The organism is Natranaerobius trueperi, assembly GCF_002216005.1.
In the GTDB taxonomy this organism is placed as follows: domain Bacteria; phylum Bacillota; class Natranaerobiia; order Natranaerobiales; family Natranaerobiaceae; genus Natranaerobius_A; species Natranaerobius_A trueperi.
In genome coordinates this window covers 1-13,269 of the sequence record NZ_NIQC01000043.1, presented here as the reverse complement: position 1 = coordinate 13,269, position 13,269 = coordinate 1, and the positions used below count along the sequence as shown (strand labels likewise).

The window sequence follows — 13,269 nt, the reverse complement described above, 5'->3', positions numbered from 1 at the left end:
TTTCAATTAAGCAGCAGAAGTTTTTAGGATTGTCATCGTGCTTTAGAAGTTTAGTTTCTAAAGTTTCAAATCCATCTTTGGAATGTTGGATAGTGAAGTTATCTAGTTCTTTACCATCGCCACTCATAACCAGGATATCATGTTTTGTATCAGCCCAATCAATTCCAACAAAATACATCTTAAGACCTCCTTAAGGTGATGGTATTTAGTAGCAGAGGTAAGCCTTGTCTAGCATCAGTGCTCGAGGCACAACTTCTCTATAGTCCGTAACTGCTACTTATGGTATCCGGGGAAGACATTTCTTAGTTAAGCAGTCTCACTGACTAGGAGGGTGTGGTCTTTCCCCGGATGGCCACCTTTACTTTATTATTACGTGATCCAAGAGGGGCTTTCCTGCCCTTCTATAAATAACTATAACAGACAAGGGGGTTGGCGCGACTTTTGCTACTTACTATCTATAATCCCAAATGCAAAAGTCGTGATCAAAAGGCAATGTCCCGAAGGGTACGACCGCAGGGAGTAACGCAAACAATCGTGTTAGGCGATGTATTTGGGCACAGCCGAAGCCATGGACGGCGAAGGCTGTAGTTTTGTCTAAATTACTTTATAGTTAATTCGAATTTCATATCTTCAGGTATATTGCCAGTATATTTTATATCCTCAATAAACTCTAACACCAATACAACATGATTAGCATCGAATCCATCTTCATATTCGGTATAATGCACTTGTTTGATTTTAGGGTGTTTCTCTAAATCAGAAACATCAAAATTATCTGACCCATAAGTATCCCCTAGCTCTATTGTCATCACATTATCATTATTATACTTCTCTCTTACTTCAGAATAACTTCCTAATTTTATGCTTGGAGTTATTAAACCTCCAGCTAATACTGACTCTTCAGTTTCTAAAAAACTAAAAGTTAAAGTATCATTAGAAACATCTACTTCTCCAAGTTCCAACCCATTCGTTCCACTCCCTATATTAATATGATCGCCATGTAAGCTTAAATAATAATCTTTCGTCTCTACATTTCCTGTTTCAAGATTAACTTCAACTAGCTTTGGAAAATAAAGGTTTTGGGAACCATTATGCTTTCTTATCTTTATTTTTAATATATCATTGTCTAGCTCTAATATATTTGCAGTATAAGGGTGTCCATCTTTAATTAATCTTTTCATTTCTCTTTCTTTAATATCAACAAGAAAAAGTGGACCTTGATCTGCATAATGAGCTTCTTTTAACTGTAGTTCTACTAGCATAAAGTTATTTTCTAGCTCTTGTATTGAAACCCTTTGATACTCTTCTAATTCAACTTCTTCTGAAAGTATTTTATAAGTTATTTCTAAATATTCATCATTAACTTTAATTTTATCATTTGTATTTTCTGGTTCAGCTTTATTTTCATTGTTTTCCATAACTACTTCTCCACAACCTATAATCAGAAATGCTAGTATAAAAGTTATTAAAATAGATAATAAAGTCTTTTTAAGTTTCAAGTAAATCTCCCCCTATATCATAAAAACAGAAAATTTATTCCTTCTACTGCCCGCAGGACGCGGGCAGGCCAATTGTTTTCCAAATATTTCGCCTAACGTCCCCGTTGTTTGCGACGTGCCCGGGCCGACCTCAGTCGGCCTGGCGCGGAGGTTGCCCCTCCATCAATTCTAATCACAAAATGCAACCTCCGTGACAGAGGGCATGTCCCGACAGGGCGCGACCGAAGGGAGTTGCGTAAACAATCGTGTTATGCGCCGTTTTTGGAATATACATAAATATATTTTATTTCTCTTCCAAGAAAGGTCAGTTCTTTGGTAAACCTAATACATCAATAACACTTAACCCAGGAATTTTTTCTATAACATCTTTATTGGCTTTATACTGAAAAAAAGAAAATTGATTTGTACAAATTAGGTTTTTAGCCCAAGGGTTATGAAATAAATCAAGTGAAGCATTGGCTAAATTATTACTTGTGACTGTTGATACAATCACACCACTTACTCTTGTATATTGTGGACCATCAGGTCCATGAAACAAACCATCACCAGCTCTATTTATACCTTGTATACCGTCAGTGGTGACATGATATTTTACGGTCCCAAATAATGCTTCCATTATTTCAAATAAATCAGTACCAAAATCACCTAATGAATTAACTGCTATAATATACGGTAAGTTTGGATTTCCATATCTTTTTGCTTTCTTTACTAATGAGTTATAAAGCGGTGATTTTGTTTTGTCCCATTCACCTTCAATAGGATAAATACCAATTGGTCTCCCTTCTTTCCCTCTTGCTTGTTCGGATTTTGGGAAAGGTTGTACTTCTACTAAAACACCAGCTTCATCTTTATATTTCCAAGTGGGCAATTCATCAATGCTATTCCCCATTAACTTGTTTTCTAATTCAACTATATTGATTTCTTTTAACTTATTTTCTAAAAAATTTCTTACTTTACGCCCAGAAGGCTGAACTCCTTTAGGTATGAATACTTTTACTAATCGCAAATAACAGTTGGGTGACTCAATTTTATTGATTTCATCATAAAAAACTTGTTTAACTTTCTCTTGTTTTTCTTCCTCATTTGATAAATCAGTATTAACTGTTGCTTCTAAAAGAAATTGGATTTTATCATTCTCAACTAAAAAATCCGGACGTCGAGTCGTACCATTAATTTCAGGATGAAAAGTTAGACTAAACCCTAATCTAGAAAAGAACTCATGGAGGAATAGTTCAAAAAAAGCTGAATGATATTCCGTCGTAAATCTACGTTTCATTTTTTCTTTTTCTTCTTCTGGAAGATTAGAAAACCATTTATTAAGTTCACACCTTATGTTTTCAGCATACTTACGCGCAGATCTATCTAAATAATTATAAGTATCTTCAGAGTGAGCGGCAGGGCCTAAATATTCTCTTATTTTGTTTTCAAATAAATCCAATTACACCCCTCCCTTTATTTGAAATGGCGCATAACGTTCCCGTTGTTTGCGACGTTGCCGACCCCGACATAACAAACCAAAACAAATTACCAAGGGGATTGGCGCGACTTTTGCTACCATACTAACCCAACCCCTAAACTGCAAAAGTCGTGACAAAAGGCAATGTCCCGTAGGGTTGCGACCGTAGGGAGCTAACGCAAACAATCGTGTTATGTGAAGTTGGCCTAAAAAGGAATTCCATCCTCATCTATTTCCTGATATTTTGATTCATCTTCACTTTCGGAATATTCTTTGTTATTATTCTCTTGGAAAAATTGTATCTCATCCTCTATTTCTGTTTGGTTATTATGTTCTTCCCACGTTATACCGAATGGTACACCGCCTGATGTATACCCCGCTATAAAAAAGAAAGATCCGTCTTGCCAAGGATCCAATTGTGCTTCTATCTTTTCCTTTTCTTCTTTTTTCTGCTTTTCAATTTTTCTTTGATTTATTATTTTCTGCTTATAATCCGGGAAATAATAACCTAACATTTCTAATTCATTTAAAGCACACATAATGTCAACACCGTACCATTTTTTATAACTTTTCACTATATTCTTACCGTTAAAACAATATACCCAGTTCTCTGCATCTTCTAACCTCTGTTTTCTTTTTAATCTTTTACGCTTAGGTAAGCCCATGCTATTCCTCCTGGTCTAAATACTTCTCAATTAATTCTTTCGCTCTTTTTTCACCTTCTTCTGTAAAATACACTGACTTAGCTCTTTTACTACCAAATATTAACTCATCTTCATTTAATTTATCTAAAATATGGAAAGGGTAGCCTTTCCAACTCCTTAACGTATTCTCTATTATTTCATCTTTTTCTTCCCAAGAAGTTAAGTATAGTAGTAGTAGTGTAAGTTCCTCAATTTGCTTTTCTCTACCCATATTAATCTGCCTCCTTGTATTGTTAATGATATTTAGTAAAACATAAAATGCATTCAAGCCCAATTTCAAGCCCAATTTCACATAACGTGTCCGTTGTTTGCGACGTTGACGGCCCGATCGCTTTAACCAACATAAAAAAGCAAAGGGATTGGCACGACTTTTTGCTACCTTTTTACCCTAACCATAAATGCAAAAGTCGTGACAATAGTCAATGTCCCGCAAGGGCTAGCGACCGAAGGGAGCTGCGCAAACAATCGTGTTATCGGATGTCGGACGGTTCAATGATCTTGCTAATCAGGGATAATCTATAAATTCTGTAAAATCAAAAATTATATATGTGCTGCCTTCTACTTCTTTAGGATATACTTCTATTCTTACTGTTTCACCTTGTATCTCTTTTTTGAAAAATTTTTTTGCTCCCATTTCGTTATACATTTCCCAACCTTCTTCTTTCATCTCTTGGTGTAACCCCGGTTCCACGTTTCCCCTAATCATAGATTCAAATTCAAGTTTATTATTGTGTATTACTGGATCAAACGGTTTAGGAATATAGTTGTCAATAACATAGTCTATAGTCAGATCATTATTTTGCTTTTCTCGTTCATCTTCTTCAACAGTACATCCAAACATTAAAAAAACTATGATAAAAGCTGCCAATATTAGAATTATTAACATCTTTTTATTAATCATATTAAACCCCCAGGCTACTAACTCTATAAAAAACACAATTAAGTCCGATTTCCGATAACTTGTTTTTCCACGAACTTCGTTTAATATATTAAAAAGAGGGGATTTAAGAAGTTCGTGAATATTGCTTATACCCCTCTTTTCATAGATATTCTAAATAATTATTACAATTCCCCCCTTAAGAGTAAAATTTAGTCAAAAAGGTTATCTAGTGGACTATTTATTTTTGTTAACTCTTTTTTAGTTACATGAGTATATACTTGTGTTGTTTTAGTACTTTTATGACCTAGTAATTCTTGTATATATCTTATATCAGTACCCGCTTCTAATAAATGAGTTGCGAAAGAATGTCTAAGTGAATGAATCGATACTTCCTTAGTTATACCTGCTTTTTTTCTGGTTTTTGAAAACTCTTTTTGAACTGATCTCACGGTTAAATGTGAATTTTTACTTTGTCCTGGAAATAACCACTGGGATGTATGTTGTATTTTCATATATTTTTCTAATGTATTTAGTGCAGTAGCTGATAATAGTGTGTATCTATCTTTTAATCCCTTACCTGTTCGAATACAAATTAGTTTTCTGTCTTTATCAATATCAGAAAGTTTTAGTTTAACTACTTCTCCTACCCGTAAACCTCCTGAGTAAGTTAACATGAATATTGTTTTATATTTTAGGTTATCTACTGCTTGAAATAATTTAACAATTTCTTGTGTACTTAAAACTTTTGGTAGTTTATTTTCTTTTTTAGGACGTTTAATATCTAATTGTAGTTTTTTATCTTGGTTAATTGTTTCCTTATAAAAAAAATTTATAGCGCTAATTGCTTGGTTAACATATGAGTGGGAACAATCATCATCAAGTAAGGTTATAATATATGTTTTTAGGTTTTCATGTGTTAATTCATTGATTAAACCTTTTGAGTTACTTTTTATTATTAAAGGGTCTTTTTCTACTAATTCATAGGGAATAAGTTGAGAAATGTAGGTCAAGTAACGGTATATATGTCCTAAATATGATTTTCTAGTAGTGTTTTGATAACCTTTAAGCTTTAATTCAGTTATTATATTAGTAATTAGATCTGATTCCATAGCTTTTTTATTATCAATAAATAAGGTGTCTATTTTTTCTGACGTTTTTTGGAATGTTTTGGTTACGGAAAAAGGGAAATCGATTATAATTTTTTCATTTTTAAATAATTCTAGGAGGTTATTTCGAGCAGATAATGGAACAGTCCAGTACTTTCTATCAGGTTCATATTTTCTACCTGGTATAGTACGTATTAGTTGTACTAATTTAGAAGAATAATTAAACTTAACAATAATCTTATCTTTATCTTGTTCTAAATAAATGGTCATTTCTTCACCCTTTTCTTTTTATTTTTAGTATTCTTCTTTTTTAGTAAAACTCCTGTAATAAAAAAAGTACCAGAAAACTGGTACTTAAGTTAGAACATAGATTGTTCCTATATTTAGTAGTAGTAATAATGGAACACCTATAGTGAATTTAATATGTTTTGTTTTATGTCGAAAAAACTTCATACCAATATAAATTCCAAAAGATCCACCTATAGTAGCAGTAAGCATTAGATGAAACTCTGAAATTCTATCTTTATTTTGTTTAGCAAAATACTTATCTAAACCCATAATAATAAATGAGTAAAGATTAATTATTAATAGGCCTGTCCATAACAAGAACCCCATCTCCCTTTATAAATTAAAATGTTGTAGGTGAACTTACTTTAGAAAAACTTTTCAAGCGTTGTAATACTTCATTTCCTGCATATAAAATAGTATCCACGTTTGGGTCATGCTTATTTAATTCGATATCTAATCTTGCTACATTTTCTAAAAAATCTTCATTTAGGTAGTGAGTTGCTTCTGGATACTCTTCTTGCAGTTCAATATTAACATAAATATCATCAGCTAAACTGTCTATGTTTACATTATTGAGATCTTCTGAAATATCTTCTTCTACTTCAACTATATTATCTAGTAAAAAATCAACTACATAATGTAGTTTGTCAGAAGTATCTGTATCTAAAAACTGTGTCCCTTCTGTTTCTAGTTGAATCAGTGCATTTTCAAGATGTTCTTCGGTTTCTTTTAATTGTAGTAACATATAATTTCACCTCGTGTAATAATGTTTATAAATAGTATGTACTAATTAAACAATATTATTTATCGAGAATAAAGCTTTTAATTAATGCAAAGTATTCTCTTATGGTATATTGTAAAAATACTTCACGAGGTGTTTTTGCTGGGTTTTGAAGGGTTTTAAATCCCTGTCTATTAGCTAACATTTGGGCTCTTAGCATATGAAATTCACTTGTCGTTAACATTAATGTAATATTTTCTAGATTCTCTTCCTTTTCTTTTAAAATGTCTTTTGTATACAATAGGTTTTCAAAAGTATTTCTAGAGTTTTCTTCTTTTATAATTCTATTTTTAGCTATTTCATTAGAAGTTAAATAATCTTTCATAACTTTAGCTTCAGTATATTCTTCCTCTTCTCCTAATCCTCCAGTCACTATTACTTTTGCTTCTGGGTGTTTATTTAAGTATTCAATCCCCTTAATAAGGCGATTTTCTAAGGTTGGTGAGGGGTTATCATCCCAAACTGCTGCTCCGTGTATTATTAAATAATCTGTTTCAATATTTGAATGATCTTCGAGGGTTAGAAATATCAAACTTTGTATAATTACAAATGATAGTATAAACATAACTAGGAATAAAAAAGTTATTTTTATCATTTTATCTTTATTATATTGTATGTTTATCATAACTTTCCCCCTAAAAAGCTTAGTCTAAAAACCGTTAGTAAAGATTTCCTTGATAAGTTAGGTACCTCCAAAATTTTTCAAAAGGACCATAATGAAAATTAGATAACCAAATTTTACTTACTATCATCTGAATTATAAAAAAGATAAAAGTAAAGATAGTGCCTGTAGTAATTGTCATATTATCTAGATATCCTAGCCCATACCCATAAAAAACGAAAGCACAAACAATGCATTGTATAAGATAGTTTGTTAAAGCCATCCGACCAACATATGAAAAATAATTAAAGAGCCTTTTAAAATAACCTTTCGTATGAAGTATTAAAAAAGATACTATATAAAATACTGAAAGAAATATTGATGATAATTCACTAAAGATAGCTTCAATAATACAGCTAATAAAGATGAACTTATGATTAACTCAAATGATGAAATTGTCATAATTATCGTAGATAATATACCAATTAAACCTGTGATCTTCCATATTTTTTTAATCAAATTATAATTTTCTTTTACATTTTGAAATAATTTATTCTTAGCTAAGTAGAGACCTATTAAAAAAAACGCTAATATTTTAGGAATCCATATAATTAAGTTTAAAAATATAGTTGGTAGTTCATTAGTAACACGAAAGCTAACTAGTGAAATATAAGATCCCTCTGTATAGACTATTTGAGCCTTCTCTACTAATTCAGGAGAAAAAGGTTCATTTGTTTTAGAAGCTAGTTCAGTTAAAAAACTAAATGTTGTTGTAAGTACAATAAAAATAATCAATAAAAACACAATCCATTTAAATAAAGTTTTAGCATCTTTGTTTAAAAAAGGTAGTAAAAGAAATCCTCCTAACTCGTAAACATGTAGAATATCTCCATACCAGACTAATGTTAGGTTTATTAATCCAAATAGAAATAAATACAAACTCCTTCTTTTAAATAATGTTGTTCCTGATGTCTTTTTTTGGTGTGCTCTTTCCATAAATATAAAAAAGCCTACACCAAATAATAAAGAAAAGATGGGATAAAATTTACCTTCTGCATGTATTCTTATAAGAAATGCTAGTATCTGGTCTATAAGATTAGGATAAGATGGTGGAAATGCTAAAAATGATATCGGATCTGTTTGTGCAAAAATAATATTATTAAATGCAACTACATTTACTAATAACACACCTAGTAAAGAAAAACCTCTAATAGAATCAATAACTTTTATCCTGTCAATGTCTTTAGTAGGTTTAACCAAGTTATCCTCTCCTCTTAGAAAAACACCTTTTGAAAACTAAAAGGTGTTTTTAGCAATTATTAATTTTAAAATATCTAATTTAAGGTTTTTCTCTAATTCTAATTGAAATCCAACTTTTTGTAAGTTAGATACAGTCTTTCGGTTAATATTTGCTCCCCATAAGGTTACTGGTACAGGGTTGATTATATCCATTAATGTACCTATTAGTGGTTTTTTACTTCGTACATGTTCTAGTAAGATTAATCTTCCCTCTGGTTTTAATACTCTTTTAATTTCTGTTAACCCTTTTATAGGATCAGGAACAGAACAAAAAACACATGTAGAAAAAACACAGTCAAATTCATTGTCGTTAAAATCCATTTCTTGTACATCCATTTCGTAAAGCTGTACTGATTTATGTAGTTTTTCTGCTTTTTCTTTAGCTTTTGTTAGCATATTTTCACTAAAATCTATTGCGGATATCTCTTCAATTGATGAAAACTTATCAGGATAGTACTCTATGTTTCGACCTGTTCCTACTCCTACTTCTAAGACTTTACCATATAGTTGATCTATTACGGTTTTTCGATGTTTTTGAAATGCCATTAATTCCATAGGTGAATCAAACAGATCATAAACTTGTGCTATTCTATCATATCGTCTTTTGATAACTGGAGTTTTGTCATCTGACATTTAAAAACCCCGTAACGCTTTATGATAGGTCATTATACATTTATCCATCACCATTGGAATATTGTGTTCAGCTGCTAACTCCCAACTATCTTCATCTTTTATACCTTGTTGCAACCAAATCCCAACTATGTTTAAAGTAATCGCTTCTTTAACAATAGGTTGTACTTCTTCTGATGGCCTAAATATATTTACAAGATCAATTTCATAATCTCTCGGTATATCAGATAAAGAAGGGTAGCATTTTTTATTTAAAACTTCACTGTAATTTGGATTAACTGGAATTATATCATAGCCTTGTGAATCAAGATAGTTAGCTATGATATTACTTATTTTCTCTTCTTTTTTTGATAGACCTACTATGGCAATTTTTTTAGACTCTTTTAATAATCTTTCTTCTAACGCACTCATAATGAGCCTCCTTACAGATCTTATATTTTTTAGTATATCATAAATTATCAGAATTGGATTGGGTATAATATTAAGGCAATATTATTATTTTCCTGAATTATATGATAAAATCCAATTAAGTTAATTTAAGGAGGGGACTCTTATGTATGATCCTAGAATAAATAAACTTGCTAATGTTATTGTTAACTATTCATTAGATATTAAACCAGGTGAGCATTTATTAATTAGAAGCAATCCACTTGCAGAACCCCTTATAAAAGCTGTATACAAAGAGGCTATTAAAAAAAGGGCATATGTAACTCCTATGATAAATTTAGAAGGATTAGATGAAATCTTTTTTAAGCATGCTAGTAAAGAGCAATTAGAATATGTTAGTCCATTAAATGAATATTTAATAGACAACTTTGATGCTTTTTTAAGTATTGGTGCTGAGTACAATACGAAAAATTTATCAGGGGTAGATTCTGAAAAAATTGCAACCCTTAGAAGAGCAAGATCTCACTTAGATACAAAATTTATGGAAAAAGCAGCGAAGGGTGAGCTTAAATGGTGTTATACTGAGTTTCCTACACATGCAAGTGCTCAAGAAGCTAATATGTCTTTAGAAGAATACCAAGATTTTGTTTTTGAAGCTGGTTTATTAGATAAAGAGGATCCTATTAGTCACTGGAAAGAGATTGATAAAAAACAAAAGAAAATAATTGATTATTTAGAAACTAAATCAAAATTACAAATAATTTCAAAAGATACAGACTTAACTATGAATATTTCTGGGCGTAAATGGATTAACTGTTCAGGAAAGGAAAACTTCCCTGATGGTGAGATTTTTACAGCACCAATTGAAGATAGTGTTCAAGGACATATTAGATTTAATTTTCCTGGTATTTATGCGGGAAAGGAGATCGAAGACATTCGATTACAGTTTGAAAATGGTAAAGTTATATCATATGAAGCAAGTAAAGGCGAGGATCTCTTAAAGGCTTTATTAGATACTGATGAAGGTGCTCGTTATGTGGGAGAAGTAGCTATTGGTACCAACTACGGTATCACAAACTTCACAAGAAACATGTTATTTGATGAAAAAATAGGTGGTACTGTTCATTTAGCTGTAGGTAGTACATATCCGGAAAGTGGAGGAAAGAATGAATCTGGTATCCACTGGGATATGTTATGTGATATGAAATCTGAGGGTGAAATTTATGCAGATGGGGAACTAATTTTCAAAAATGGAGAGTTTACTATCAATTTATAGGGGTGATAGGTTGAATAACTCTATCTATATAGAAAAAAATGTAGGGCACATTGATCGAATTATCCGTTCTATTCTCGGACTATTACTAATCATTGCTCCAGTTATAATAGATATACCTGTATGGGTGGCTGTTATTTTAGCTGGTATTGGTGGAGCAAACATAATTGAAGGAATTATTGGTTTTTGAGTTATATATAGGTTATTAGGGTGGTCTACTCTAAAAACAAAAGCATAAAGTACACCTTATTAATAAAAGGATTGAGTTCAATCACGGAACTCAATCCTTTTATTAATCACTTATAGACTGCTCTTTTCCCACCGATAAGTTTTGGTCGTGTTCGTGCCATTGTAAGATGTGCTTTACCAATTGTTTTAATAGAAGAACGAACTGGTACGGCGACTGGTTTTAAATGCATACCAATTAGAGTATCGCCTATATCTATACCACCGTGAGCTTTGATACTTTCCACTACAATTGGATCTTCTAATGCTTTATATGCTAAACCAGAAAGACTTCCACCAGCTTCTGGTACTGGTATAACACTTACTTGTTCTAAATTATATTTTTCTGCACAAGACCTTTCTACTACTAGTGCTCTATTTAAGTGTTCACAACATTGAAAAGCTAAATATATATCTTGATTTATTGTGTTAACTAATCCCTTAAAAATTGCCTCTGCTACTTCATGGCTAGATGATGAACCTATTTTTTTACCTATTACTTCACTTGTACTACAACCAACAACTAAAATATCACCATTTTTTAGATTAGCTTCTTTAAGCAACTCTTTCGTTGCTTCTATTGTATCTTGAGTTATTTGGTTCACTGTAACAACTCCTTTCATTACTCTATATTAGTATTATATCAATTGGTACTCTTTTCTAAAACTATTTATTAACTCGAATTACAGCAATTAATGAATGTCCTAGACCAAGTCCTTTTTGCATATTTATTTCGATATTTCTTAAAGAAAAACCTAATTGTTTTTCAATTAAGTTAGCTCTAACATCTCCATAGAGTAAATTACTCATCTCTACTGTTTTTCTTATTACATTGTATGCCCTTTTTAAACAGTCGTAACTTGTTTTAGGAGGATTTGGAAGACCCTTTTCAGGATTATCTATATCAAGCAACTGTACAGTATAGCGTACTAATGAATTCCAACAATCTGCAACTTCTTTAAGTTTTTTGTTCTGCCACTCAAACCCTGGTCTTGGTTCATAATCAAATAATAAATTCGGAAGATACGTTCTATGACCAGGTTCATGAAGTGAGTTTACCATAGATCTAATAGGTTGGGGGTTATTATTATAACAACCAGTTTCTATATGCCGTCCGATGATCATAGATCTATCTAAAAAACCAACAATTTCAAGGTTTTTATTTGATTTTTCTGATGCGTTTTGTACTATTTTTTCTACTTCTTGTGGACTCATCATTCTAAGTGGAAAGGTAGATACTTCTTTTGCTCTGTCAGAATAAAAGTTCAGTTTATAATCTAAAAAGTTCTTTTGTTCTGGGTTCGAGGTCCAGTGGTTTTGCCACTCATATGAATAGCGCCCTATCCAGTCTGCCACTAGAATACTTCCATTTTCGCCGTGTTTAGCAATATCAGAAAATAACTTTTCTAATTCTTCATTATTACAATGTGACAAGGTAGCATAAGCAGTAAAGTACAAATCATACGACTGTTCACTTTGATCTACTGGTAAGCCTTCAGAAAAGTCACCACTAAAAAACTCTACATTTACTTTATCTTCAAACCTTTTATTTGCTTCTAATAATAGTTCTTGATTTAAATCTACTCCATTATAGTATTCTAATACTTTATTTGGAATCAATGTCTCTTCAGATTTATCTAGAGATATACCTGTTAAAAAATCATAACCCTCACCCGCTCCACATCCTAACTCTTTTATTCTAATTCCTTTATTTGCTTCTTGTCTTTGTGTTATTAACTTGTCTAAATAAGGTTTTATAAAATAACCTGTCAAAGGATCTTCCCAAAAGGTTCTAACATTATCATACTTTCCACGAAGCTTACCAACGTGGTTATTTCCACCATAATACTGTATAGCTTCTTTATATGCCTTATCTGCTCTCATATATGTTCCCTCCTAAAACAAATTATTTAAACTTTACAATTATATATATGGTTAGGAGGTAAAAAAATGATTTTTTGTTAACCAGAATTACAGTTGTAAAAAAATTATATTAGTTGTATATGTTTATAAAATCGAGTAGGAGGTAGATAATTAATTTATCTACCGACCTCTCACACCACCAAGCATACCGTCCGGTACTTGGCGGTTCAATGATTTAAGTGCAGTACCTCGTATCGTTTGGATATGTCATCATATC

18 protein-coding genes are annotated in these 13,269 nt (G+C 31.6%); 2 read left to right on the top strand and 16 right to left on the bottom strand.

Features of this window, described 5'->3' with window-relative positions; genetic code table 11:
* From CDO51_RS12350 to CDO51_RS12285, 14 genes are all read right to left on the bottom strand, one after another.
* The coding region (locus CDO51_RS12350) for an IS110 family transposase (RefSeq protein ID WP_143824732.1) at positions 1-178 on the bottom strand (178 nt) is incomplete at its 3' end.
* A gap of 421 nt (positions 179-599) precedes the next feature.
* Positions 600-1,499 carry a hypothetical protein gene (locus CDO51_RS12345; RefSeq protein WP_089024538.1) on the bottom strand — a complete coding sequence of 300 codons (900 nt, stop codon included), beginning with the start codon at positions 1,497-1,499 and terminating at the stop codon, positions 600-602.
* A gap of 304 nt (positions 1,500-1,803) precedes the next feature.
* Positions 1,804-2,937 carry a hypothetical protein gene (locus tag CDO51_RS12340; protein WP_089024537.1) on the bottom strand — a complete coding sequence of 378 codons (1,134 nt, stop codon included), beginning with the start codon at positions 2,935-2,937 and terminating at the stop codon, positions 1,804-1,806.
* 224 nt (positions 2,938-3,161) lie between these two features.
* Positions 3,162-3,620 (bottom strand): hypothetical protein, encoded by a 459-nt coding sequence (locus tag CDO51_RS12335; protein WP_089024536.1) that lies wholly within the window; start codon positions 3,618-3,620, stop codon positions 3,162-3,164.
* A 1-nt stretch (position 3,621) separates the two neighbouring features.
* Positions 3,622-3,870 carry a DUF6429 family protein gene (locus CDO51_RS12330; protein WP_089024535.1) on the bottom strand — a complete coding sequence of 83 codons (249 nt, stop codon included), beginning with the start codon at positions 3,868-3,870 and terminating at the stop codon, positions 3,622-3,624.
* A gap of 294 nt (positions 3,871-4,164) precedes the next feature.
* Positions 4,165-4,560, bottom strand: coding sequence for a hypothetical protein (locus tag CDO51_RS12325; RefSeq protein ID WP_089024534.1), 396 nt, complete (start codon positions 4,558-4,560; stop codon positions 4,165-4,167).
* Between the two features lie 188 nt (positions 4,561-4,748).
* Complete coding sequence (locus CDO51_RS12320) at positions 4,749-5,915, bottom strand: tyrosine-type recombinase/integrase (RefSeq protein WP_089024533.1); 1,167 nt, start codon at positions 5,913-5,915, stop codon at positions 4,749-4,751.
* An 84-nt stretch (positions 5,916-5,999) separates the two neighbouring features.
* A complete protein-coding gene (locus CDO51_RS12315; protein WP_240503577.1) occupies positions 6,000-6,251 on the bottom strand; it encodes a DUF1294 domain-containing protein in 252 nt (83 codons plus the stop codon).
* 22 nt (positions 6,252-6,273) lie between these two features.
* Complete coding sequence (locus CDO51_RS12310) at positions 6,274-6,678, bottom strand: hypothetical protein (protein WP_089024531.1); 405 nt, start codon at positions 6,676-6,678, stop codon at positions 6,274-6,276.
* A 55-nt stretch (positions 6,679-6,733) separates the two neighbouring features.
* Positions 6,734-7,339: a YdcF family protein gene (locus CDO51_RS12305; protein WP_089024530.1), complete on the bottom strand. Its 606-nt coding sequence runs from the start codon at positions 7,337-7,339 to the stop codon at positions 6,734-6,736.
* Positions 7,340-7,373: 34 nt separating this feature from the next.
* Positions 7,374-7,658, bottom strand: a complete 285-nt coding sequence (locus CDO51_RS15595) for a DUF418 domain-containing protein (RefSeq protein ID WP_420811497.1) — start codon at positions 7,656-7,658, stop codon at positions 7,374-7,376.
* Positions 7,659-7,669: 11 nt separating this feature from the next.
* On the bottom strand, positions 7,670-8,575 hold the full coding sequence (locus tag CDO51_RS12295) for a DUF418 domain-containing protein (protein ID WP_089024528.1): 906 nt from the start codon (positions 8,573-8,575) through the stop codon (positions 7,670-7,672).
* Between the two features lie 36 nt (positions 8,576-8,611).
* The gene (locus tag CDO51_RS12290; RefSeq protein WP_089024527.1) at positions 8,612-9,247 is read right to left on the bottom strand and encodes a class I SAM-dependent methyltransferase; all 636 of its coding nucleotides are present in this window, start codon (positions 9,245-9,247) and stop codon (positions 8,612-8,614) included.
* Positions 9,248-9,655 (bottom strand): CoA-binding protein, encoded by a 408-nt coding sequence (locus CDO51_RS12285; RefSeq protein WP_089024526.1) that lies wholly within the window; start codon positions 9,653-9,655, stop codon positions 9,248-9,250.
* 142 nt (positions 9,656-9,797) lie between these two features.
* Between CDO51_RS12285 and CDO51_RS12280 the strand changes: the two genes are divergently transcribed.
* A complete protein-coding gene (locus CDO51_RS12280; RefSeq protein WP_089024525.1) occupies positions 9,798-10,907 on the top strand; it encodes an aminopeptidase in 1,110 nt (369 codons plus the stop codon).
* Positions 10,908-10,917: 10 nt separating this feature from the next.
* The gene (locus tag CDO51_RS12275) at positions 10,918-11,094 is read left to right on the top strand and encodes a YgaP family membrane protein (RefSeq protein WP_158212463.1); all 177 of its coding nucleotides are present in this window, start codon (positions 10,918-10,920) and stop codon (positions 11,092-11,094) included.
* A gap of 106 nt (positions 11,095-11,200) precedes the next feature.
* Here CDO51_RS12275 and CDO51_RS12270 read toward each other — a convergent pair whose 3' ends face one another.
* Entirely contained in the window at positions 11,201-11,752 is a 552-nt protein-coding gene (locus tag CDO51_RS12270) for a TIGR01440 family protein (protein ID WP_089024523.1), read from the bottom strand.
* A 43-nt stretch (positions 11,753-11,795) separates the two neighbouring features.
* Positions 11,796-13,013, bottom strand: coding sequence for a class I SAM-dependent methyltransferase (locus tag CDO51_RS12265; RefSeq protein WP_089024522.1), 1,218 nt, complete (start codon positions 13,011-13,013; stop codon positions 11,796-11,798).
* Positions 13,014-13,269 lie beyond the last annotated feature (256 nt).